Origin of the sequence: Heyndrickxia sp. NPDC080065, from assembly GCF_050281185.1 — a bacterium.
Taxonomy (GTDB): Bacteria; Bacillota; Bacilli; order Bacillales; family Bacillaceae_C; genus Heyndrickxia.
Genome location: NZ_JBNNWS010000003.1, coordinates 96,506 through 121,630 on the forward strand (window position 1 = coordinate 96,506; position 25,125 = coordinate 121,630).

Genomic DNA, 25,125 nt, shown 5'->3' on the forward strand with positions numbered 1-25,125 from the left:
TAATTCGATCAAATAAAAAGAGAAATTTCTCCCCTAGGGAAAAATTCCTCTTTTTTATACAATTTTAATTGCCATTTTGGTATGAAAATTCAGAAATTCGACGGAAAGGAACATCATTTTTCAATCTCGTGTTAGACCATCCAAATATCTTCAAATTTTGACTTTTCTTATATTATGTGGGTTCCTATTATCGTTTTAATTACTAGTTTCGAAGTAAAAATACCTTAAAGGAGGTAAACCCTATTCAAACTATTTTTTCCTTTCCGGTTCTAAAAACCTAATTGTATGATTCGGATACATCAACTTTCAAAATAGATCTTCTTGCCCTTTTGCACTTAATAATATCTTTAAGCCCTCTTCATATTATTTTTACAATTTATTGGTTTAATTAATTTGAAAGGTTGAAAACTATCAATCTACTTGAGGAGGATGTACATGAAAAAAAGTTTAGCATTTGCACTTGCAGCAAGTATATTGGTTCCGTCTGCCATTCCAGCAGCGGCAGCTCCAGTGAAACCTATTAAAGTTGAATCGATTGAGTTCAAAGGGATGGATGCACCAAAGACGATTAAAGAAATGAGTCAAACATACACTAAAGCTTCAGTAGAAATTACATACAGCAATGGATCCAAAAGAGTGGTTCCACTTTCTTATAACAAATTATTTAAATCAGAAGATGTTATTGCTCAAAACAAAGGAAAATTAATACCTGCTGGAACTCCAATTGATGTGAAGGGAAATCCAATTGTCGATCCAAGTGCGACTGGGAAAAATAAGTATTTTGTATCGGATTCACCAGATGCTAATAGTGTCATGAAGGTTGGAAATAACATTTACATGGTGACCCATTATGAGTACCAAACGATTGCTGCGGATGGACAGTCTACCTATGGTGTCGTTCCAGCATCCATGTCTCTTTCTAAATTAAAGCAGGATAAAACAACTGGTAAATTAAGTGTTCAAGAAGTCAATAAAATCGATTTTAAAGATGTAAATGGAATTTGGATTCCGTGTAATGGTACTTTATCTCCTTGGAATACTCACTTAGGATCTGAAGAATATGAACCAGATGCACGCGCATTTGAAACAGATCCTGAATCCAGTGCAGCTACATTTACAAAAAGCTTTGCCAAACTCTATTTTGGTGAAGAAAAGAAGGCAAACCCATATTTTTATGGATGGATCCCTGAAATTACCGTGAAGGAAAATGGTTCTACTAAGGTAGTCAAACATTATAGTACTGGGCGTTTCTCACATGAATTAATGCAAATGATGCCAGATAACCGCACTGCTTTTTTCGGTGATGATGGTGGAAACACAATGATGTTTATGTATGTTGCCGATAAAGCGAAAGACCTTTCTTCTGGTACTTTATATGCATCAAAATTCTCTCAAACTGGTACAGAAAACGGGGGTACTGGTAGATTAACGTGGATCAAGCTTGGTCATGCTACTGATAAAGAAGTTAAATCTATCATTGATAAAGGAACGAAATTTAGTGATATTTTCGAGACTGCGGAACAAGAAACTGCTGGCTTTACTGCGATAAAAACCTATCCTTCTAATAAAGTGGAATATCTAAAGGTGAAGCCGGGTATGGAAAAAGCAGCAGCTTTCCTTGAACCGCGCAGATATGCAGCAATGTTAGGTGCGACATCTGAGTGGAACAAAATGGAAGGGCTAGCAGTTAACCAAAAAGACAAAAAACTATATGTAGCTATGTCATACGTAGAAAAAGGAATGGAAAAAGATTCTACCGAAAAAGATCCTGCAGATGATATTCAACTACCTAAAATAAAAGCTGGGGTAACCTATGAATTAAGCTTAATTGGGAATCAGAAAGATAAATCTGGCAAATCGATTAATAGTAATTACGTGGCAAGTTCACTTAAAGGATTAGTTGTCGGCGAGGATTTACCAGGGTCGGATGCATATGGTAATACTGCAAATCCTAATAAGGTCGCAAATCCCGACAATCTTACATTTTCTGATGATATGCGAACATTATTTATTGGCGAGGATAGCGGACTTCATATCAACAACTTTGTATGGGCATATAATATTGATACGAAAAAATTAACAAGAATACAATCAGTTCCAGCAGGTGCAGAAGCAACTGGTTTGAGATATGTGGGCCAACTGAATGGTCATTCCTATATTATGAGCAATTTTCAGCACCCAGGAGACGAACTAGATAACTTTGATATTACAGCTGTTAATAGAGAAGATTTAAAAGCGGAGATTGATAAAGAAATTGGAATCAACAAGACTGGCGGGGTAGGATATATTTCTGGAGTCCCTACTTTACAGTCAGGCCAAACTGTTGTTTATGGTGAGCCAATTGGTCGTCTAATCATAAAAAAAGATGTGACCATTTATAAAACAGACAAGAATGGAAACATGAAAGCAGCAGGTCATGTAAAAAATGGAAGCATCCCATTCTACGGTGTTGAAGGTGATTATTACAATATCGGCAAAAATCAATACATTCGATATGAAAAAGATAAAATGGTTCCATATAACGGATATGTCCTTATTAGAAAAACAACGACTGTGTATAGCCCTAATGGGAAAAAACATTCCACATTAAAAGCTGGAAGCACGATAAAAGTTTATGGTGAAGATAGTAAGAAATACCAAGTAGGAAATGGAAAATATATCAAAAAAGACAAACATGTCTCTTATTTTGTCGGAGAAGTCAAGATTAAGAAAAATACTACCTTATACAAAAACGGTAAAAAAGTAAAAGTCCTTAAAAAAGGTGAACATTACCGCGTATATAGCATTACCAATAACAAACTAAATCTTGGCAGCGGTAAATACGTAATAGCTGATCATGATTACATTGAATATACAAAAAACTAAGGTGTCAGGCACCGTTCGTGGACATTTCGACTTTTTTTCCACCCCAGATGGACAGTTTATAATTTGAAATAAGGAAGTTATCCTTATGAAAAAACCCTTGCTTTACTTTGGCAAGGGCTTTTTTGTTATATGTGTAAACTCAAATCTTGCACATAAAACTTTATGCTTTTACCACTTGTGAAAATTGGGGCAGATGTTGTTTATGTGCTTCCAGCATCTCATCCAAGATTTGCTTTGCCACTTTATCTGATGGGACAAGCGGATTGATCGTCATTGCTAATAGAGCCGTTTGATAACTACCTGTTACTGCTGCTTCGGCAGCTATCCTCTCAAAAGACTTTATTTGCTGAACAAGTCCTCTAACAGCAACAGGCATATTACCCACTGCAATTGGTTTTGGACCTTCTTTCGTAATCACACAATTCACTTCAACAGCCGAATCGTCCGGAATGCTTGCAATCGCCCTGTTGTTTCTTGTATTCACCGGCTGAATATCACGTTTATCATTGTATATCGAGTTGATAAGGCTGCATGCAGCATCACTGTAGTATGCGCCTCCACGTTTTTCTAATTGAGGCGGCTTAATGTCCAAGTCAGGAGCTTTATATAACTCGAATAATTCTTCTTCTAATTTTTGTACGACTTCGGCTCGAGTACCTTCCTTTTCTGCAGCCTCTAATTCTTCAGCGAGCATCTCGTTCGTTTTATAATAGTATCGGTGATATCCACAAGGAATCACACCTAGTCCCTTGATAAAATCAGGCTCCCACGCAAGACCTGAAATATTTTTCATCGTCATTTCATTCTTTGGATCTGCCATACTTTCAATGACCTTATCCAATATACTGACACCATCTAAATAAACATTTAATCCAAACACCATATGGTTCAGACCAGCAAAGTCGACTTGAATACGACTTGAATCAACCTTCAATGCTTTGGCGATTCCCATTCTCATACCAATTGGAACATTACACAAGCCAACAACCTTTTCTATATTACTGTAACGCAATACAGCTTCTGTTACCATTCCTGCAGGATTAGTAAAATTCACAAGCCACGCTTGAGGGCAGAGCTCCTCTATATCTTTACAAATATCTAATATTACCGGTATTGTTCGTAGCCCCTTGAATAATCCACCTGGACCATTAGTTTCCTGTCCAATCACTTGATATTTTAACGGAATTCTCTCATCTTTTGCCCGTGCTTCCAGAGATCCTACCCGAAATTGTGTCGTAACAAAATCAGCCCCTACTAAAGCTTCTCTCCGATTAAGGGTTAAATGAATATCAATAGGAACCCCAGCTTTTTCAATCATCCGCTTCGCAAGGTTACCGACAATTTCCAACTTTTCCTTTCCTTCCTCAATATCCACTAACCAAATCTCCCTAACAGGCAACTCATCATATCTATTAATAAAGCCTTCTATTAATTCAGGTGTATAACTTGATCCACCACCAATTGTTACGATTTTAATCCCTTTAGTCATGTCTGTTACCTCCAAGAACAAAAATACATTTTTTTGGAATTACAAAAGATTTTTATTATAATAATTCCCGTCGGGGCATGAGGCATCACTAGCTAAACGCATTCCCACCGGATATTATCAACAAAGCCTATTTTTTAATAGAATTCGAGTGAACCATCGTTTTTAAATCATTTATATCCTTGTACATCCTAATCATTTCCCTTACTAAATCACTAATAGTTTCAACGCTCATCATTTGATCCTCAGCATGCATAATGAGCAGTGAAAAAGGTAGCTGCTGACCAGATGCCTCTTCTTGAATGAGTTGATGATGGGCTTTATGGCCTTCAGTTAAAAACTGACGTGATTCCTTCAGTTTCTGCTCTGCTTCATCATATCGTCCATCTCTTGCAGCATAAAGTGCTTCCATAACCATACTTTTCGCTGTTCCTACTTGACTAATAATATTAAAAGCAGCTAGTTCCATTCCTTCCATATATTTAATCATCCTTTTTAAGAGTTTGAAGATGATGATATAAAGCTCCCAATACACCTGCATCATTTTTCAACAAACAACACTCAAGTGGCACCTTTTCCCTGTAAATTGGGAAACGTTTGATTCGCCATATGAGTTCATTAAGTAAATCTTCTCTCTGGCTAATTGCTCCGCCTATGAAAATTTTATTTGGATTGAACATAAACAATAGATTATAAATAGCAATCGACAGGCTGTCATAGAACAGGTTCACCTCATGCTTAGCATGCGGCTCCCCATTATCGTAAGCTTCGAATACATCCATTCCTGTCACTTCATCAACAGATAGTCCTTTGTATTTAGCAAATCTTTCACGTAACCCCCAGACACCTCCTATACTGCTTAACGTGCATTTTTCCGTCGTGTTATTCTGTAAGCCTTGAGTAATCATATATCCAAATTCTCCAGCCATAAAAGAAGAACCACGATATAATTTATTGTCTAAAAAACAAGCCCCGCCAATTCCAGTTCCAATAGTCATACATAAAAAATCAGTCTCATTTTGTGCATTACCCTTCCACTTTTCAGCTAATGCTACACAATTCACATCATTTTCTACACTTACCGGCAGGCTAAGCTTTTTTTCCAAAAATTCCTTAATATTAAACTGATTAAAATCAGATATGGCCCCTCCTACTTCGATGTATCCGGTAAAGCAATTTACAAATCCAGGAATACTTAAAGCTATTCCCGATAAATTATCGTATTTCCTAGTTGTTTCTATTAAATTATTTAATATAGTTGAACCAGAAAAACGATTAGATGGGAACTTTCCTTTTTCAAGGAAAGCTCCCTTTTCATCTAGGACTGCAAACTTAATGTCTGTGCCACCGATATCAAAGGATATATAGTGATTCATAGACGATGCCCCTATTCTATTACCTGTACATTAAAGTGTAGTGCCGACCCGTACCGAGACTCTTTAAATATATTTTTCAAATGCCTGACCGTATCCTCTGGTGATAATGATGAAGTAACTTGAAAAACAGCTTTAATTTTTCCCACCTGTTTTAAAGTAGTTTGTACTTGGTCATCCTTATATTCTTTAAAAAAATCTTTAACGAATTTGATTTGTCCGCAATAAAACTGAACATTATATTCATTCATGAAATTATTCCTTACGCGGTTTTTTCCGATTCTGAATTGCTGCTATAACCACTGCCAGCTGCTTTATTAGCGGCTATCACAAATGGCAGGTAAATAATGGTCGAAACAGCTAAACAGATAAATCCCATAATTAACGCGACCCAGTTACCTCCTGTTCCTAAAAATGCAATGAGTGGCCCAGGTGTCGTCCAAGGAACAGCATAAGCTATAGGTGGGATTAATCCTGTAATAATAGCCAGGTAACCAATAATAACGTTCACTGCTGGTACAATAATAAAAGGAAGAATCAAAATCGGATTTAATACGACCGGAAGACCGAATATGACTGGCTCATTAATGTTAAATAATCCGGGTGCAATTGATAGCTTTCCAATCTCACGATAATCTTTCCGTCGTGAAACCATAAAAATTGCAATTAATAATCCAAGGGTCATCCCTGAACCACCATAGTTGGCAAAGGCATCATTAATTGCCCAAGTTACCGGGTTAGGAGCTCCCCAAGCTGATCCATGTGCTGCAACATAATTCAAGTTTTCTACATTTGCTTCAGCAAACATTGCTTCACGAATCGCTGCTACAGTGTTCGGACCGTGGATACCAAATACCCATAAAAGGTTAGAAACAATACATAATATAACGAGAGATACAATATTTGTTCCTAAATGTTTTAAAGGTGTTTGAAGGACCGCGTAAATAAACTCATGGATACCTTTTGGATAGAGTGCATTTATGATAGCGTTTCCAATTGTGAAAGAAAGAGTAATTATAATAACTGGCAATAATACTTTAAAGGAACGTGCAACAGCCGGCGGAACAGAAGGCGGCATATTAAATTGCAGTTTTTTCGTTTTTGATAATCTACTGAAAACTTCACCGACAATAAGTCCGACAATGATCGCAACAAATAAACCTTGTGCACCTACCCATTGTGTAGATAAAAAGTTTGCACCATCTACTGCTTTGTAAGGAGGGTAGATAATAAAGAACATAGATAAACCGGTTAATCCACACAGTAGTTCATCAGCCTTTAATGAGATGGCCATATTCCGGGCAACGAGAAAAACAATAAACATAGAAAGAATGTTTGTTGAACCATTCAGTACGGGTGCAAATACTGACTGAAGGTCTGCTAAATGTGGGAATAATTTATGCAAAAATAGGATTTTCGCAATAAATCCATCTGGTGCTAAAACGGCAAAATTCAGCAAAACAATTAAAGAGCCTGCTAATGTAATAGGAAAGGATAAAATAAAGGCATCACGTATTGCGATAATATGACGCTGTGAATTCAGCTTCGTTGCAATAGGTACAAGAGCTTTTTCCGCAACCCTTTCAAAACCGGACATAAACCCCATAAAAAATTCCCCCTAATTGATTAAATTAATCCCATTCCGTTTAAACGAGTACTTCCCATCGTATTACTCAATAAGACTTAGTGCCTTTTCCAATACTGCCTTCCCGTTCATTGTGCCATAATCTCTCATATCAATGACTTCCACAGGTACTCTACCTGCAATGATTGTATCTACTTGTGGCTTTTGGTACCGAACTTGCGGACCTAATAATACAACATCTACTTCATTAGCGACACTTTCACATTCAGATACAGGCAGAGCAAGAATTTCAAGCTCCATTCCTTTTTCTTTAGCAGCATCCTTCATCTTATTCACTAATAAGCTAGTAGACATCCCTGCTGCACATACTAATAAAAGCTTTTTCATCTAGACTTCCTCCTATTAAATTTGAATTTGTAAAAATTTATTTGATTTTATAAATTCTCACCTCCTGACTCAATTACTTTTTTATACCAATAAAAGCTTTTTTTCTTTATTCTTCTCAGACTTTTTTCACTATGGTCATCTCGATCCACATATACGAATCCATATCTTTTTTGATAACCATTCAACCAGCTGAGTACATCCGTAAATGACCATGTGCAGTATCCGATTAATTGAACTCCATCCTGTATGGCTTGCTCACACGCTTTTATGTGAGAACGAATATAGTCAATACGATAATCATCATTTATTTGATAATCTTCTTCTAGTTTGTCAAATTCACCTAAGCCGTTTTCGGTAATTAAAATCGGTAAATGATATCGACTTGCCAACCTACGGAGGCCAATCCTCAATCCTGTAGAGTCAATCTCCCAGTCCCAATTTGTTGCCTCTAAATATGGATTTTTCTTACTTTTAAATAAACCTGGGATTCCGTACTCTTCTGTTGTTCCCTTTTTACCGGTTGTATTCATCGAACCTTTCCCGATTCCTCCGCTTAACGGATTCATTTCTACTGTACCTGTACGATAGTAGTTCACGCCGATAAAGTCGGGTCTTCCATAGGTTAATAAATCAAAATCTCCATCTTCAATTGTTGGAGATAAACCGTTCTTTTCAAGATATTGCCATATGGTAGTTGGATACCTTCCCCAGCAATACACATCCAGCCACCAATGATTATTCAGCTCTTCTGCGTTTTCAAAGGCTAGAATATTTTCTGGATGGCTGTCAAATGGATAAATAGGACTGTATGCGAAGCTAGGTCCAATCTTACCATCCGGAACGAATCGTCTAAATGATTGAATCGATTTTGCATTAGCTAAATTGGCAATATGATTCGCTTCATACATCCGTTTACTGTCTTTCACCCCAGGAGGATGCAATCCAGCATAATACCCTAATTGGATAAAAACATTTTGCTCATTTAGTGTAATCCAGTACTTAACTCTGTCCCCATATCGTTTATAGAGGGTAACACAATATTCATCAAAATCATGAATTATTTCACGAGATTCCCATGCCCCGTATGACTCCATGAGAGCCTGCGGAACATCCCAATGATAGATAGTAATAATCGGCTCGATGTCATACTTTATCAACTCATTAATTAAATCATCGTAAAACTGCAATCCTTTTTCATTGACCTCTCCTCGACCTTCAGGATAGATACGGCTCCATGCTATCGAAAATCGATATGCTTTCAAACCCATTTCAGCCATCAATGCCACATCTTCTTGATAGCGATGGTAATGATCGACAGCTACATCACCATTCGTATCTTGAAAGGTGGTTCCCGGATTTTTTGTATAGGTATCCCAAATAGAAGGTCCCTTTCCATCTTCATTCCAAGCACCCTCAACTTGATAGGCTGCTGAGGCTGATCCCCATAGAAAATTTTGGGGAAAGCCTATTTTTCCTATGTCATTCATTTTATCCCTCCTCTTAAAATGAATTTTAATTGTTTTCAGAATTTTTGTAATCGAAAAATAAATTTTAGTTTCTTTTTTCGTTTAAAGGAACTTGTTACATTTAAAAAACAACTTGTTTTTTTGTTGGTTCATTCATGGTATGATTGGGTTAATTATCAGAATTTTATAAATCTACATTCTCATGGAAGCAAGGGGATAGTATGGATGTTTACTAATGAAATGATTCAATCATTTAATGAATTAGAAATGTCACTTTACAACTACATAACAAAAAATAGCGAAAAGGTTGTTTATATGCGGATCAGGGAGCTTGCCGATCAAACCCATGTGTCTACTTCCACCATTTTGCGTTTTTGCCGAAAACTAAACTGTGAAGGATTTTCAGAATTTAAAGTTAAACTGAAGCTTCACCTTGATCGAAATGAAAAAACCAACTTAAAGTCTACGAAATATTATCTTTCGGAATTTATGGAGAGAACTATGAAAGGGAACTTTGAGTCTTACATACAAGAAACAGCTGATTTAGTTATGAGGTCAAGTAAAGTAATATTTGTTGGAACAGGAAGCTCAGGAATCCTAGCAGAATTTGGAGCGAGATACTTTTCTAGTTTAGGAAAATTCGCCTCTTTTATTAAAGACCCCTTTTACCCTATTAATAGTAAAGATCTTAAAGACAGTATTGCAATAATATTATCAGTATCGGGAGAAACAGATTTCACCTTAAAACTAGCTAATCTATTAAAAGGAGAAGGAAGCAAAATTATTAGTATTACAAACAGTAAAAACTGTACTCTAGCAAAAATCTCCGACATCAATATCGCTTATTACGTAACAGAAGTATACCTAGGCGAAGCCAATATCACCACCCAAATTCCAGTCATCTACATTCTAGAAGAAACCGCACATACCATCCGAAAAAAAAGTGAATTATGAGTGTCATTATGGTGTCAGGCACCGTTCGTGGACATTTCGGCTTTTTTTCCACCCCAGATGGACAGATGCTAATGGTTATATTTTTGATAACATTAGAATTGATTAAATGACATTTAAAAAATGTCTACTATCCTAGGAAATAAAATGTAGAAAAGAAAAATGGTCAGCAGGTGCTGGCTTTTTTAATTTTCGAACAAGATTTACTATTTAAACATTCTTCCCAAATTGAAATAAGTCGATTGTCATGGTGAAAATCATATTATTTAACCGATATATATAAAGTATGGAATCATCAGCTTTCCTAAGAAGTGTGATTGATCAAAAAAAGATACGCACAACCAAATATAACCTATTATGTAAAATTTTATATACCAATTAATTCAATTGTGTTAAAATTATTCCCGGAAATTCGATTACCGAACTTATATAAGCTCTAACAACTGAGGAGGACATATAATTGCGTAGTTTAAAAGGAAAGATAATAGGAGGATTTAGTATTGTTGTAGTTTTATGTATTGTGTTAGGAGTCATCAATTATCTATCAATACTAAACAATAAAAAACATATCGAAACTGTTCTTTCAGATCAGCTTCCACTTCTAACCGCGGATGAACAATTAAAGTACAATATTTCACAAAGAATTTCTGCTGCTAGAGGATATATTTTATTTGGAGATGTAAATTATAAAGTAGAGTTTGAACAATATACGACAAATAGCCAAGAGCTGCAAAATAATATTTTAACCTTAAGTAACGCTAAAGAGACGAAGGAATTAGTAAACAAAAGTATTAAATGGAGAAAAATGGTCGAAGAGAAGGTTTTTCAAGTTTACGATTCTGGGAATAAGAAAAAAGCTCTGGAAAACTTCCAAAACGAAGTGTCTTCAGAAGGGAAATTATTAATTGCAGGTTTTCAACAGCTTGCTGATCATAGAGAAAATGCTATTCAAGAAAGTGGAGATTCAGCGATAGATGTTGGAAATTCTTCATTAAATTTAAGTTTAATCTTACTAATTACAATCTCACTTCTTTCTATTATTGTTTCATTACTAGTCTCCCGATCTATTACAAAACCAATTTCAAAAATAGTGATTAGAATGAAGCAAATTGCTTCTGGAGATTTAGCAAATGAAGATATCCAAACAAAATCCAAGGATGAATTAGGGCAGCTTATTAAGACCGTTAACCAAATGAATCAGCAGCTTCGACTATTTGTTACCGAAATTTCTTCTGCATCCGAAATCGTTTCAAGTCAAAGCGAAGAATTAACGCAATCTGCCAATGAAGTGTCAGAAGGTAGTAAACAAATCGTTTCAACCATGCAAGAATTATCAGCGGGCGCTGAGGTACAAGCAAATTCTGCCTCGGACCTATCAGAATCAATGAGCATACTTTCGGATAAAATTAAACATGTAAATGAAAATGGATACAATATCTCTCAAACTTCAAAAAATGTTATTTCTCTTACTGATCATGGGAATCTTGCAATGAAAGCTTCAATTGAAAAAATAAATTTGATTGACCAAACTGTGAAAAATTCTGTAATGAAAGTGAAAGTACTCGATGAACATACAAAAAACATTTCAAAACTCATTCATGTCATAAAAGAAATTTCTGATCAAACAAATTTATTAGCACTAAATGCTGCAATCGAAGCCGCTAGAGCCGGAGAACATGGCAAAGGCTTTGCCGTTGTAGCAGATGAAGTAAAAAAATTAGCCGAACAAGTACATGAATCCATTTCTAGTATCACAGCAATCGTTACTAATATTCAGCAAGAAACTCAAAGCGTGACAGATTCATTGATGAATAGTTATGAGCAGGTAGAACAAGGTACGAAGCAAATCAACCTTACAGGGAAAACCTTTAAAGAAATAAACAATTCCATTTTACAAGTAGATAATAAAATGCAGGAAATTTCTAATGACATCAACGAAATTGCAAATCAAAATGAAAAACTTACAATGACGGTTACCAATATCGCATCTGTTGCGGAAGAAGCGGCAGCAGGAATTGAACAAACATCTGCGTCTTCCCAACAGGCAAATAGTTCTATAGCAGAAGTTTCAAACAATGCAAGCTCACTATCCGACCTCGCAGAAAAGTTAAATACTCTGGTTCAAAAATTCAAAATATAAAATGTGGTGTCAGGCACCGCCCGTGGACATTTCGGCTTTTTTTCCACTCCAGATGGACACTTTACAATTAAACGGCAAAATCCACTGTCTATTAGTATGAAGTGGATTTTGTCGTTTCTTAACTATTTAGCTCACAAGGTTTAGACCTTACTTCGCTACTATTTTTCCGTAATCTTCTTAATCTACAGTTTTGAAGTTCTCTCGATAAAAACGGTACCTTACTTGAATGTCTCTAGCAATTACTTATTTCCTTCCAAGCCATTAAAACACAGGTAATAATGCCTGTAATCTCTAATTCAGTAAATAGGTATAATTAACCATTAATCTCTGCCCTTTCCATTATTTATTCCTAAATTTATCAGTATCACCTCTCAAACCTATTAGGCACTTTTTCCTAAAATTCAGAAAGTAATTTACAACCATAATTCAGTGTTTTACTATAAAAAATGGAGTAACTAGAAAATTTATCTAAAAGATGGAGGGATTTTTTTGAAACGGTTTTATTTGTTTTTAGCAGCTGTCATGCTCGTATTTTCATTTTCGACATCCTCTTCAGCTGCAAGCAATGACCTTATTCAGGTTAAGTCAAACACCGGGAAAATTACGATTGGGGCAGGGGAAGTTTTTAAGCCTACCAAGCTAGAAGTAAGTATTTATGATGCTGATATGTATGTAGGGCAAAGCGAATATAATACTTCTGTTCTAGTAACAGCGAAAGATGATAATTATCTTAGTGAAGATGTAACTGACTCAGCAAAGATCGTCTCTAAAAATACAAAAATTGTAAAAGTGAAAAATTCATTTCTTTTGCCTGTTGCAAAAGGCACAACAACAATAGAAGTAAGCTATAAAGGATTAAAAACAACGAAAAAAATTACTGTAAAACCAGCTCCAACTGATTCGTTTACAATTAAAGCTCCAGCAGGTCAAAAGATTTCATCCGTAAATTTTTATACGAAAGAGCAATCTACTTATGATACGAAAGATTACTTCTATTCTAGTCTAATTTTACCTCAAAAAAAGTCAGCATCAGAATATAAATTTTCTGGAGTAAATTGGAATAAGACACCTAATATTTATGCGGTTGTTTCAACGGGTAATCGTGCGTATCATCTTACCATTACAAAAGCAAAAAACGGAAAAAAAATAACATTAAGTTCAAAAGGCTTTGCAGAAGTAACATTAAAAGCCCCTTTTAAAAACTTAACTTATGATACAGTTGCATTAACAGGTGTAGATTCAAAAGGAAAAACTCAAATTGCAGGATATTTAAATAATCTAGAATCAAAAAAAATCTATGTACCGAAAAAAGCATACAATCTACAAATCTTAGCTCGTGATAAAAACAATTACTATCAATTTTATAAAAAAGGTGTCCGTATAACAAAAACCAAGCACACTATCAGTATTTCATCAAAAGATGTAGCCCTGCAAAAAATCAAAATAAATAAGAAGACAAAGAATTCAGTGCTTTTACATGCTTTCAATGGAAGCGAATGGACTCAGTTCCCTTACACTTATTCACAAACATTTACGAAAAAGGGAACAGCAACGAATGTTTATTTAACCAAAATGGAATACAAACAGCTTTCCATTAATCTTTTTGTAAATGGAAACTGGATCTATTATGTAACCCCACCTTCAAGCAAAGTAACAAAAAGCTCTACCATTAACGTTTCAGATGCATTTCGCGCTTCTATCGAATTTAACAAAAACAAAGTATACAGAGCTGGTGAAAAAATCTATCTTGATTCAACTATGAACCAATGGAGCAATGGATCATTTACGATTAAGGATAGCTATGGAAATACTTTAAACAGTATTATTGGAAAAAAAGGGTTAGTTAAAGGAGTATTTATCTTTAAAAACAAAAACAAAACCTTTAAAGTTCCTGTAAATAGCCTAACTTATCCAAGCTTGAAATTGCCTAATACACCTGGTACGTATGATGTAACATTTGAATTGGCAAAATAAAAAAAAGATTCAGGAAAGATAGGAATGCCCCAAAAGTTTAACCTTTTGGGGCACTCAACTGAAAAGAAAAAAACATGCAATCATCCTACACAAAAGAAAAACTCACGAATTTTTCCTATATTGATTAATAATTTTTCGTGATTCATTTAAATCACGCATTAACCGATATGGTTTACTAATTACCCGATAGGGAAGTCTTTGCAAAAACTTACTTAAATCCTGATTGTACTCCTCCGTTATTCGCGAAGGTTTTGTTGAAACACGTTTATAAATTTCCTTAAAAAATTCCTTCATTACATCTACTTTAATGTCTGTAATTTGATTGCAGTCCTCACACTTTATACTTGTAATTTCATTATTTATATAAACAATTAAATGCGGGGTTTCATCATTGCAATGTATACAAAAAAGACCTGCCTCCATTTCAGACTTTTTCATTGTTCTTCACTCCCTTAAAAAACAATTTCTTACATTGCATTAAAAACAAACGACTCAATATTATCATTTGTAATAAGTATTCACGTTTGTAATTATTATATAATAATTTTAAATACATTGACAAAAATAATAAAAAATTCTTTTAACTGTCTAAAGCAAGAAGTGCAGAAGCTGTTGGTTCATCAATAATTAAAACATCCAAGTAATTTCCTTTTAATGCTCCTAAGATACTCTCTTTTTTGTTTATACCTTCTGCCACTCCAACAACAGTTTGAATTTGCTTTAAATCTTCAAGGGTAATACCAATGACTTTATCATTAATTTTATGATTGATGGGATGCCCAGTTACATCAAGAAAACGTGATGAAATATCGCCAACAACACCTGCTTTGCGGAATTCTTCGATATCCTCATCGTTTAAATAGCCTACTTTTCTTAAAATCGAGTCTTGATAAGGATATCCGATACCAACAAGTGCCATATCGACCTTCTTTCCTTCTTCTAGAACCGTTTTTACATCATGCATATTTACTAATCGATCCTTTAATTCTGCAGATTCAATTACCGCCGGAATATATAAATACGAACACGACCCATGCATTTTTTTAGCTAGTTCATACGATAATTGATTGGCGTGTATTTCTACATGCTGACTCCCCATACCACCTACTAACGGTATAATCTTGATATTTTCTCTTCTTTCATATGGATATTCCTTAACCACCTCAGCCAATGTAGTGCCCCAGCTAATCCCGATTTTATTTACATTTTTTAAGTTCTTGGAAACGTAATTGGATGCAGCTTGCCCTATTGCCTTTTTACTTAAATCCGATGAATAGCCTTCAGTTGGGACAACAACCGCATCTTTCAATTGAAATCTATTTTCAAGTTCCTTCTCTAATTCAACTGTATGTAAACTTTCATCTTTAATAAATACTTCGACGATGCCAAAATCCTTTGCTTTTTGTAATTGTTTGGAAATAACAGGTCTGGAAACGCCGACCTTCTTGGCAATCTGTTCTTGTGTCCAGCCTTCTATATAATATAAATTAGCTGTTTTCACTAATTGTCTTCTCTCTTCCCAACTTAGCATTCACTCACCTCATATAATTATCTATTACCTTATTATAACAAGTTATGTTATATTCTAGATAAAAAAATAGTGAATAGGAAAGATTCCCTAACTAACGATATAAAAAAATAGTGAATAGGAAAGATTCCCTAACTAACGATATAAAAAAATACCTCTTTTAAGAATAAAAAGAGGTATGACATACATCATAATTTATCTTTTCCTGACTTATTTTCCCGTATACGTTCTACCTCCATCAAGTAAAAGAACCTGCCCATGAATATAATGTGCATCCTCTCGGCATAAATATTTTACAATGCTTGATATATCAGTTGGTTTTCCCAATCGTCGTATTGGTATTTCTTGAATTAATTGTTGTTTTGATTCAACTGACGGATATAAAACATCTAACATGTCGGATTCAATTACTCGTGGGGCAACGACATTAATATTTATTCCATTGTTCCCCATATCATTTACTATTGATCTCATAAATCCAAATGCTCCACCTTTTGAAGAAGCATAATGGATTCCTCCTCCTGAACCAGTAATAGCAGAGCCGGATCCTATAATAACTATACTTCCCCCACTTTCTATTAAAGGATTCATTGCCTTTATACTATAAAAAAGACCGTGCAAATTTACTGCCATTGTCCTTTTCCATGTTATCCAATCAATCTCTTTAAACTTCAAACGCTTCGTTATCCCTGCAGAATAAACTAAGACTTGAATCTTGCCAAGCTTTGCCCATACCTTTTGCGCTAAACTTTCCACACTCTCCCATGAGCTAGCATCCACTTCAAATGCGGAAATATTTGCTTCTAGACCATTTTCTTTTATCATTTGATTTACTTTTAATATGTTAATATCAGCGACAGCTACATTGTTTCCTTCTTGTGCAAAATCCAGTGCAATTTGTTTTCCAATACCTGTCGCTCCTCCAATAACAAGAATATTCTTACCATCTATCATTTTTTTGCCTCCTCACTAAAAGGAAGTGTTTCTCCATTTAGGTAATCTGCATAAGGTGAACATAAGAAAAGAATCATATTTGCCAGGGCATTTTTTATATTGAAACCAGCTTTTTCTATCAGTTTTTTTTCATTTAATTGAGCTGAAGGTGATAGACCAATAACACGAATCCCCTGATCTTTATATTCCCTTGCTAGTCCTTTTGTTAAGGAATTTATCGCACTTTTAGATGCTGCAAAATGTGGACCTATTTCTCCTGTCATTGCAGCATTTGAAGATATATTGATAATAATCCCTTCACCTGCTTGCTCCATTTTTGGTATCACTTCTTGTGAGCATAAAAATGGGATATCTAGATTAGCCTCAAATGTCCTGTTCCATTCTTCTGGTGTTAAATTGCTTAGGGGAATTTTGGTAGAGATTTCAGCATGATTAATTAATACATCAATTCTTTTACACTTAGTAAGTATTTGTTCTATAGTAGCTTTTACACTTTCAGGTGTTGTTAATTCACCAATAATCGAATGTGCTGTTCTTCCGAAAGAGTGAATAATTTGTTGTAGTTCTTCCACCTGATGATCTTTTTTAAAATGATGTATCCAGACCTCTCCTCCCGCCATTGCTAAGGTTTTACAGATTTCAGTTCCTGATTCTCCAGTTACTCCAGTTACGAGTACTACCTTATTAGATAAATCTATGTCTAACATATCTTCCTCCGATTGAAAAAAATTAAGGGGTAATGATAACTTTTAATACTTGTTCTTCAGGGCTATGTGCACAATCTATTGCTTCATTAAGCTGTGATAAGGGGAAACGATGGGTAATCATTTTATTTACATTAAAAACATTTTTCTTCAACATTTCTATAGCGACAGTATAGTTATAAGGATTCGAAGAGTACGAACCAACAATTTTTACCTCATCATTAAAAAAGCGTGCCGCTGGAATTGGGACCAAATGATTTTGGAATGGAGCAAAAACTAATACCGTTCCGCCTCTTGATACACATTCCATTGCTTGTGACAATAGCGAGGAAATACCTGCGGAAATGATCACAGTGTTAACCCCTTTTCCATTGGTTATATTCATGATTTTTTCAACTAAATCTTCCGATCTACTATCTATTGCATAATCAGCACCTAGTTCTAACGATTGTTTTAAACGATAGGGATTAATATCACTTACAAAAATATTACCTGCCATTAAATACTTGGCAATTTGTATTTGGATACAGCCTATTTGTCCAGCTCCCATAATTAATACTGAATCACCTGGATGGTAATTAATCGATTCAAATCCATGAATACAACAAGCAACAGGCTCTACAAGTGCTCCTGTTTCAAAACTCATTTCATTTGGGATTTTTCCCATAGTATGCTTAACATGTAACCCTGGAACTCGAATATATTCCGAAAAACCACCTGGATCTAAATTCGTTTGTTTAAATTGTGGACAAAGGCTATAAGCTCCCCTTCTACACTGGTCACATGTAAAACATGGTACATGATGGGCAACAAAAACACGATCACCTACTTCATAGCTCTCCACTTGCCTTCCCACTTTGACAATCTCTCCCGAAACTTCATGACCTAAGACTGTTTCAGGTTCGACTCCCCTACCAATCGCTTTGTGAATATCTGTTCCACATAATCCACATGCTTGCATTTTTATTAAAACTTCATCATCGTCAATAGTGGGAATTGGTCTATCTACGTACCGGATATCTCCTTTATCAAAATACACCGCAGCCTTCATTGTTTTTCTTCCTCCTATGAATGAATTTTCTGTTGAAGAAAACTCAATAACTCTTTATATCCATGTAATTTATTTGAAATCCAATATCTCCCTCCAAGGAGTCGATACCTTCCTATTCGAATGAAGGATTTACCTACATATCCATAATCTTTAATATGAATCTCCTTTACCTCACTCCAAAAATATTGATGCTGTCTACCAAATCCTTTAAATATAATAGAATCCGATGTTAAGATAATAGAAGATGGATTATTAATTCCAATGAGTGTAAATAACAAAAGAATTGGCATCGTAATTAAAATTAATTGATATAGTGGTGACATTCCCTTAACCCAAATTCCGTATATCGACCACATAAATAATCCAATCATAAGAAATACCGGAAAAATAATGGAAGCAAAGAATATTTGTCTACTATAATAATATTTTTTCATATTGATTCCTCCGATTTTTTATATGTTGGCATAGGTTTATTAGGGCCAGTCCCCTCTCCCAAATGTATATTGGATTATGGTTCTTGGCCCTATGCTTTTTCAGACTTTGTTATTTATCTAAATGCTCGATAATTTTCTTTATATCCTCGTCTATCCCTACTCCTGTTAGGAAAGAAATCGTGTGAATAACCGGTATATTTCCAACTCCACTTACTGGAGTTGTTGTTATGATTAAATCTGCGCGTTCTGCTTTAAATGGAACTTCCGAGGCTTTACATTGCTCAACGACAATATCATATCCCCTACTTTTAAGAACTTCCTCAACCTTTTTTGCTACGACTGTTGAAGTTGCAACTGCGGTACCACATGAAACTAAAATTCTTTTTGCCATTTTTATTACCTCCCTATTTGTTTAAATCAATTAGATTATATTTTTTGTATCACTATTATTAGCAATGGTGCTTATTTCTTTTAATGTTTTAGGATCTAACCCCATCTCTTTTGCATACTGCTTTTTAATATCGTTCCGTACCCAAAACCATAGTAATGCATAAACAAATGCTGCAAGAATAGCCGCAATAAAGTATGGATTACTTGGATCAAGGAGACGGACTATTATCCAAGGAATAACATGGGAACCTAAGTCGATTCCAGCAATGCTAGTTGCCCCATCTGGAAAATTAAAACCAACCGCTCTTCCCATAGTAGTAGCTAGATCTGCTAGATTTGTAGCAATGAAGAATACTATCATTAAAGTAACAATACTATTAATAATTCCTCGAATAATATTTCCTCTTGCAGCAGCTACTGCCCAAACAACGGTAAATGGTAAGACCGAAAAGTCTGCAAATGGTAACATTCCATTGTATGGAAGGATTACTGCTAAAAGTATGGTAATAGGCACCATAATAAGAGCAACAGCCATATTTGAAGGAGTACCAATTACAATCGCAGTGTCTAACCCGATATAGACATTTTTCCCAGGAAATCTCTTATTTATCATGTCACGAGCACCCTCAGATATTGGAATAAGTCCTTCCATTAAAAGAGCTACCATCCTCGGCATGATGATTAATACTGCTGCCATTTGAATACCCAATGTTAAAATACCTTTTACGTCATAACCACCCAATAATCCAATAATCATCCCTAATACTAATCCCATAACTAAAGGTTCTCCAAATATTCCAAATCGTTTGCTTAATGTTTCAGGGTCAGCATGGAGTTTATTCAAGCCAGGTATTTTATCAACAATTCTATTCGTTGCATAGGTAATAGGAGCAAAATTAACCGTTTCCGAGTGAGCCATTGAAACACCTTTTAAACCAAAATGATGTTCAACTGCAGGTGCAGTCCAGTCGGCTAATTTTAACGTTATTGCTGATACGATTAATCCAACGGCCAATGCCAGAATCATGTTGTCATATGCATAATAAGTAACTGATGCTGCAAAAATTAAATGCCAAAAGTTCCAAATATCGACGTTCAATGTTTTAGTAAAATTAGTAGATAATAAGATTACATTCAAGACTAGTACTAATGGAATCATTAGCGGTGCAACAGGTGTTCCAAATGAAATGGCTGCTCCTATCGGCCATCCTACGTCAAGAATGTCTAAATTTAATCCTAATGACTTAACCATTGCTTGCGCAGCTGGTCCCAGTGCTTCTGTTAAAAGACCGATAACTAAATTAATCCCTACAAACCCTATCCCAATTGTTACTCCTGCTGTAAAAGACTTTTTAAATCCTTGTTTTAACAATAATCCAAAAATAGTCATGATGACCGGAAGCATGATTGATGGACCTAATGCCAAAATATAGTCAACAGCTTGTTTAATCATTGATATACCCCCCTTGTTTGATAACGCTTTCACTAAAGGCGTTAAAACTAATTAGACATTCACTTGATTCAATATGTCTATTACTGCTTTTTTTGAACTGGCGTTTTTTATCGATAACATTGCCTTGTCATTTTGAAAAACTCCCATTAACCTCTCTAGCATAACGATTTGTTTTGATGGCTCTGAAATGGCAAGTACTAATACAATATCAGCATCAATAATCGTTTCTACACTTCCCATCATGTGAAATTTAACAGGATGATTTAGTACAGCTACACCAATAGTTGGATTAAGTACATGTTCTGGATCAGTATGAGGAATAGCTACTCCCATACTTGCTAAAGGTAAACCCGTTGGATACACTTTTTCTCTCTCCAAGATAGCTTCAATGAAAGAATCCTTTACATAATTGTTTTCCTTTAATTTATTAAATAATGTAGTAATGACCTCCTCTTTGGTTTCCGCATTAACATTTAGACAGACTATGTTTTCGTCAAGTTGGATTAATTTATCCAATGCCCCCTCCCCCTTTCAGTAATTATTGAAAAAAATAATCGTGCCAGAATGTTTCATTTGTTCTGACACGTTACATTTGTAATAATAATAAAATATTAAGAAAACTCGGTCAAGTGTTTTATGAAAATTTTTTTTGTCCACTAAAGTCGCTTCTTTTTCCTATTACACCTAACGCTGCTTCATAAAACGTTTCCGAAACCGTCGGATGTGGATGAATCATTTTAGCGGCCTCGTCCACCGTTCCTTCCAGATACATAAAGGCTGATGCTTCAGAGATCATTTCTGTTACATGGGGACCGACCATTGTAACACCAATAATTTCACCATACTTTTCATCATAAACAATCTTGGTAAATCCGACTGTTTCACCATGTGCGATTGCTTTTCCATTTGCCATATGATCAAATTTTTCCGATCGTACTTTAATGCCTTTTTTACGAGCTTCTGCCTCTGTCATTCCAACACTTGCAATTTCCGGAAAAGTATAGATGCATCGTGGAACAACTTTATAATCGATTGAATCCAACTCACCAGCTGCATTATTCGCTGCTACGATTCCTTCCGCACTTGCCACATGCGCGAGTTGATAGCCTCCCACGACATCACCTACCGCATAAACATTAGCTAAATTGGTTTCCATTTTTTCATTTACCTTTATATAAGGGCCTTCAAGATCAAGCTTTATATTGGAAACGACTGATAAGTTGGGTTTCCTGCCGACACTGATAATTAGTGACTCTGATTCAACTATCACTTCATTTCCTTTCTTGTCTGTACAAATGACAGCTTTGTTTGTTCCAACTGGCTGAACACGTTCAACCTTTGTATTTGTAAAAACTTGAACACCTTTTTTTATTAATTCCTTCTCCAATATCCTAGATGCTTCTTCGTCTTCACTCGGAACAAGTCGTTCGGCCATTTCAATAATTGTCACTTTCGATTTTAAGCTTGCAAAGATACAGGCAAACTCGACACCGATTACACCCCCACCGATAATAGTGATCGAATCGGGTATTTTCGGTAAATCAAAGATGGAGTCACTTGTATCGAAAGAAACCGTAGCCAGACCTGGGATTGGCGGAACAACAGGGGTTGATCCAGTGGCAATAATGATTTTCTCTGATTGAATGATTTCCTTTTCCTCACCCATTGCAATATTAATTTGGTTCGAAGCTTCAATCGTACCATATCCCTGAAATACATCAATTTTTCCTTGCTTCATTAAAAAATGAATCCCATTACGTAAACGAGTAATGACTTCATCTACTCTTTTTTTCATTTTCTCAAGGGAAAGAATAACCTCACCTGTTTCGATTCCCCAGCTTTTTGCTTTTTCAATCGAGTCAATGATTTCGGCTTGTCTCAATAGTGTTTTTGATGGGATACAGCCTCTATTTAAACAGGTTCCACCCAAGAAATCTGCTTCAACGAGGGCTACTTTTTTCCCCATTTTTGCTGCATGTATTGCTGCAACATATCCTCCTGGTCCACCACCGACAACAGCAATCTCATATGTTTTCTGCATGTTTTCACCTCTTACACGAGTAATTCAAACGGCTGTTCAAGGACTCGTTTGAGTTCTGTTAAAAATTCTGCTGCTGGTGCTCCATCAATTACACGATGGTCAAAAGAAAGACTTACTGTCATCATAGGACGAATTTCAATCTTCTGATTAACAACTACTGGTTTTTCTTGGATTCTTCCAACCCCTAAGATAGCCGTTTCTGGTAGATTGATAATTGGTGTAAAAGCATCGACAGCGTACATTCCTAAATTACTAATCGTAAATGTTGAGCCTTTCATTTGTTCAGGCAAAAGTTTTTGTTCACGTGCATTCTTTCCAATTTCTTTAGCCTCCGTAGTTAAAGCAGCAAGACCTTTTACATTTACATGTTTCAGCACTGGTACCATTAATCCGTCTTCAACCGCAACCGCTAAGCCAATATTTACTTCTTCGTTATAGATAATTTCATCTTTTATTAATGATGCGTTAACAGCTGGATAACGCGATAGCACTTGACCAACTGCTTTGACGATGACTTCTGTAAAAGACAAACGATATCCCGTTTGTTTTTCTATAATTGGTAGAAGTTGAGCACGCAGTTCTTTCACATTGGTCATATCAATATCACTCGTCAATGTAACATGTGGTGCCGTTGTCACACTTTGCTGCATCCGATCAGCAATGACTTTACGCATACCAGAAAGCTTTTTCCGTTTTAACAAAGTTTTCTGATCAGGTACTTGAAGTGATTTTGTTACATCTTCCTTCACTATCTTTCCGTTCATACCCGTTCCTGCTATGGTATCTAGATTAACTTGATTGGATTCTGCGATTTTTTTAGCAAGAGGTGTTATTTTCACCTCGTCTTTACTTCTAATACTTAAAGCATGTACATCTTTTTCTTGAATTCTCCCTTTTGGACCGCTCCCTTGAACGCCAGGGAGTTCAATTTGTTTTTCACGGGCCACTCTTCTAGCAGCTGGTGTAGCACGTACCTTTTCATAAGATGTGGAACCTGCCGCGGAAAATAGCTCTTCCAATTCGGTCTTGTCTTTTTGCACTTCTTCCTCCGTTATTGAGGAATCATTGGATGATACTCCGGGAGAGACTTCAGGTACATTTTCATTTTTTTCTCCGATATATCCAATTATTTGATTAACCGGTATTTCATCATCTGCTTCGTAGTATTTTTTCAACAATATTCCGTCTTCATAGGCCTCGACCTCAATATTAATTTTATCTGTCATAATTTCAAAAATCGGCTCACCGAGTTCTACCGAATCCCCTTCTTCTTTAAACCATTGAAGGAGGGTCCCCACTTCCATCGTGCTGCTCAACTTAGGCATAAAAATTTCCTTCGCCATCATCTTCCCTCCTTATTTAAAACGAATGGTTTCTTTTACTGCATGAATAATATCCGGGATTTGCGGTATAGCTGCCTTTTCCAAATTAGGATTATAAGGGATTGGGATCGGAAGTCCCCCTAAGCGTTTGATCGGTGCATCCAAATAATCAAAGGCTTCACTTTCTGCAATTACACTGGCAATCTCTCCACCAAATCCGCCGCGTTTTACTGCTTCATGAACAACGATTAAGCGTCCTGTCTTTTTTACCGATTCTATAATGGTCTCTTCGTCTAATGGGACAAGTGTTCTTGGATCAATGACCTCAACATCAATGCCTTCTTTTTCTAGTTCTAGTGCTGCTTCAAGGGCTTTGTGAACCATAATCGAAGTGGCAACAATGGTTACATCCTTTCCTTTCCGTTTGATATCTGCTTTCCCTAATGGAATCGAATATTGTTCTTCAGGGACATGACCCTTTGTTTTATATAAAAGCTTATGCTCGTAAAAAATAACTGGGTTATCATCGTCAATTGCCGCTTTTAATAATCCTTTGGCATCATAGGCAGTAGAGGGTTGAACCACTTTAAGGCCGGGAATGTGTGCCATCCATGCTTCTAAGCTTTGTGAATGCTGAGCGGCTGCACCAGTACCTGATCCAGCAGGTGTTCGTAAAACCATCGGTACCTTTCCTTTTCCACCGTACATGTAGCGCAGTTTTGCCGCTTGATTGACCATTTGATCCATAGCAATCGTGATAAAATCTGAGAATTGCAATTCTAAAATCGGTCTCATGCCTGTTAATGCAGCCCCAACTGCTCCCCCTGCGATCGCCGCTTCGGAAATTGGTGTATTCCTTACTCTTTCGGGCCCAAATTCTTCAATCATCCCGCGTGTTACACCGAAAGCACCACCATAAACTCCGATATCTTCGCCTAAAATAAAGACATCAGCATTTTGTCTCATTTCTTGGCTCATTGCTTCTCTGACTGCTTCTAAATATGTGATCTCTCTCATTTCT

The 25,125-nt window shown here is 35.9% G+C and carries 23 protein-coding genes; 4 read left to right on the forward strand and 19 right to left on the reverse strand.

The window, feature by feature from the left end:
- Positions 1 to 435 precede the first annotated feature (435 nt).
- Positions 436 to 2,865 carry an alkaline phosphatase PhoX gene (locus ACQKP0_RS04105; protein WP_427404542.1) on the forward strand — a complete coding sequence of 810 codons (2,430 nt, stop codon included), beginning with the start codon at positions 436 to 438 and terminating at the stop codon, positions 2,863 to 2,865.
- Positions 2,866 to 3,025: 160 nt separating this feature from the next.
- Here the strand turns inward: ACQKP0_RS04105 and ACQKP0_RS04110 are convergent, their stop codons facing one another.
- The 7 genes from ACQKP0_RS04110 to ACQKP0_RS04140 form a co-directional block, all read right to left on the reverse strand.
- Positions 3,026 to 4,354: a 6-phospho-beta-glucosidase gene (locus ACQKP0_RS04110; RefSeq protein ID WP_427404543.1), complete on the reverse strand. Its 1,329-nt coding sequence runs from the start codon at positions 4,352 to 4,354 to the stop codon at positions 3,026 to 3,028.
- Positions 4,355 to 4,481: 127 nt separating this feature from the next.
- Positions 4,482 to 4,841, reverse strand: coding sequence for a PTS lactose/cellobiose transporter subunit IIA (locus ACQKP0_RS04115; protein ID WP_427404544.1), 360 nt, complete (start codon positions 4,839 to 4,841; stop codon positions 4,482 to 4,484).
- Positions 4,834 to 5,727: an ROK family protein gene (locus tag ACQKP0_RS04120; RefSeq protein WP_427404545.1), complete on the reverse strand. Its 894-nt coding sequence runs from the start codon at positions 5,725 to 5,727 to the stop codon at positions 4,834 to 4,836. The genes ACQKP0_RS04115 and ACQKP0_RS04120 overlap by 8 nt, the downstream gene beginning before the upstream one ends.
- An 11-nt stretch (positions 5,728 to 5,738) precedes the next feature.
- Entirely contained in the window at positions 5,739 to 5,975 is a 237-nt protein-coding gene (locus ACQKP0_RS04125; RefSeq protein WP_427404546.1) for a hypothetical protein, read from the reverse strand.
- An 11-nt stretch (positions 5,976 to 5,986) separates the two neighbouring features.
- A complete protein-coding gene (locus ACQKP0_RS04130) occupies positions 5,987 to 7,330 on the reverse strand; it encodes a PTS sugar transporter subunit IIC (RefSeq protein WP_427404547.1) in 1,344 nt (447 codons plus the stop codon).
- 63 nt (positions 7,331 to 7,393) lie between these two features.
- Positions 7,394 to 7,696 carry a PTS sugar transporter subunit IIB gene (locus ACQKP0_RS04135; protein WP_427404548.1) on the reverse strand — a complete coding sequence of 101 codons (303 nt, stop codon included), beginning with the start codon at positions 7,694 to 7,696 and terminating at the stop codon, positions 7,394 to 7,396.
- Between the two features lie 47 nt (positions 7,697 to 7,743).
- Positions 7,744 to 9,183, reverse strand: coding sequence for a glycoside hydrolase family 1 protein (locus ACQKP0_RS04140; RefSeq protein ID WP_427404549.1), 1,440 nt, complete (start codon positions 9,181 to 9,183; stop codon positions 7,744 to 7,746).
- A 204-nt stretch (positions 9,184 to 9,387) separates the two neighbouring features.
- Here ACQKP0_RS04140 and ACQKP0_RS04145 point away from each other — a divergent pair, with 204 nt between their 5' ends.
- From ACQKP0_RS04145 to ACQKP0_RS04155, 3 genes are all read left to right on the forward strand, one after another.
- Positions 9,388 to 10,116: a MurR/RpiR family transcriptional regulator gene (locus ACQKP0_RS04145; RefSeq protein WP_427404550.1), complete on the forward strand. Its 729-nt coding sequence runs from the start codon at positions 9,388 to 9,390 to the stop codon at positions 10,114 to 10,116.
- A 457-nt stretch (positions 10,117 to 10,573) separates the two neighbouring features.
- Positions 10,574 to 12,253 carry a methyl-accepting chemotaxis protein gene (locus tag ACQKP0_RS04150; protein WP_427404551.1) on the forward strand — a complete coding sequence of 560 codons (1,680 nt, stop codon included), beginning with the start codon at positions 10,574 to 10,576 and terminating at the stop codon, positions 12,251 to 12,253.
- A gap of 489 nt (positions 12,254 to 12,742) precedes the next feature.
- On the forward strand, positions 12,743 to 14,227 hold the full coding sequence (locus ACQKP0_RS04155) for a hypothetical protein (RefSeq protein ID WP_427404552.1): 1,485 nt from the start codon (positions 12,743 to 12,745) through the stop codon (positions 14,225 to 14,227).
- Between the two features lie 102 nt (positions 14,228 to 14,329).
- On the opposite strand, the gene ACQKP0_RS04160 is transcribed toward ACQKP0_RS04155, so the two are convergent.
- The 12 genes from ACQKP0_RS04160 to ACQKP0_RS04215 all read right to left on the reverse strand — a co-directional run bounded on the left by ACQKP0_RS04160 (position 14,330) and on the right by ACQKP0_RS04215 (position 25,121).
- Positions 14,330 to 14,665 carry a bh protein gene (locus tag ACQKP0_RS04160; RefSeq protein ID WP_427404553.1) on the reverse strand — a complete coding sequence of 112 codons (336 nt, stop codon included), beginning with the start codon at positions 14,663 to 14,665 and terminating at the stop codon, positions 14,330 to 14,332.
- A 142-nt stretch (positions 14,666 to 14,807) separates the two neighbouring features.
- On the reverse strand, positions 14,808 to 15,758 hold the full coding sequence (locus ACQKP0_RS04165) for a sugar-binding transcriptional regulator (RefSeq protein WP_427404554.1): 951 nt from the start codon (positions 15,756 to 15,758) through the stop codon (positions 14,808 to 14,810).
- Between the two features lie 207 nt (positions 15,759 to 15,965).
- Positions 15,966 to 16,709, reverse strand: a complete 744-nt coding sequence (locus tag ACQKP0_RS04170) for an SDR family NAD(P)-dependent oxidoreductase (RefSeq protein ID WP_427404555.1) — start codon at positions 16,707 to 16,709, stop codon at positions 15,966 to 15,968.
- Positions 16,706 to 17,416, reverse strand: a complete 711-nt coding sequence (locus tag ACQKP0_RS04175) for an SDR family NAD(P)-dependent oxidoreductase (RefSeq protein ID WP_427404556.1) — start codon at positions 17,414 to 17,416, stop codon at positions 16,706 to 16,708. Before ACQKP0_RS04175 ends, ACQKP0_RS04170 begins: the two co-directional genes overlap by 4 nt.
- Before the next feature lie 22 nt (positions 17,417 to 17,438).
- Positions 17,439 to 18,464, reverse strand: coding sequence for a zinc-dependent dehydrogenase (locus tag ACQKP0_RS04180; protein ID WP_427404557.1), 1,026 nt, complete (start codon positions 18,462 to 18,464; stop codon positions 17,439 to 17,441).
- Positions 18,465 to 18,478: 14 nt separating this feature from the next.
- On the reverse strand, positions 18,479 to 18,898 hold the full coding sequence (locus ACQKP0_RS04185) for a hypothetical protein (RefSeq protein ID WP_427404558.1): 420 nt from the start codon (positions 18,896 to 18,898) through the stop codon (positions 18,479 to 18,481).
- A 109-nt stretch (positions 18,899 to 19,007) separates the two neighbouring features.
- Complete coding sequence (locus ACQKP0_RS04190; protein WP_427404559.1) at positions 19,008 to 19,289, reverse strand: PTS sugar transporter subunit IIB; 282 nt, start codon at positions 19,287 to 19,289, stop codon at positions 19,008 to 19,010.
- 30 nt (positions 19,290 to 19,319) lie between these two features.
- Positions 19,320 to 20,741 carry a PTS galactitol transporter subunit IIC gene (locus ACQKP0_RS04195; RefSeq protein ID WP_427404560.1) on the reverse strand — a complete coding sequence of 474 codons (1,422 nt, stop codon included), beginning with the start codon at positions 20,739 to 20,741 and terminating at the stop codon, positions 19,320 to 19,322.
- Positions 20,742 to 20,792: 51 nt separating this feature from the next.
- Entirely contained in the window at positions 20,793 to 21,257 is a 465-nt protein-coding gene (locus ACQKP0_RS04200; RefSeq protein ID WP_427404561.1) for a PTS sugar transporter subunit IIA, read from the reverse strand.
- Positions 21,258 to 21,375: 118 nt separating this feature from the next.
- Positions 21,376 to 22,782, reverse strand: coding sequence for a dihydrolipoyl dehydrogenase (gene lpdA / locus ACQKP0_RS04205; RefSeq protein ID WP_427404562.1), 1,407 nt, complete (start codon positions 22,780 to 22,782; stop codon positions 21,376 to 21,378).
- 11 nt (positions 22,783 to 22,793) lie between these two features.
- A complete protein-coding gene (locus ACQKP0_RS04210; RefSeq protein WP_427404563.1) occupies positions 22,794 to 24,125 on the reverse strand; it encodes a dihydrolipoamide acetyltransferase family protein in 1,332 nt (443 codons plus the stop codon).
- A gap of 12 nt (positions 24,126 to 24,137) precedes the next feature.
- Positions 24,138 to 25,121: an alpha-ketoacid dehydrogenase subunit beta gene (locus ACQKP0_RS04215; RefSeq protein ID WP_427404564.1), complete on the reverse strand. Its 984-nt coding sequence runs from the start codon at positions 25,119 to 25,121 to the stop codon at positions 24,138 to 24,140.
- Positions 25,122 to 25,125: the final 4 nt, after the last annotated feature.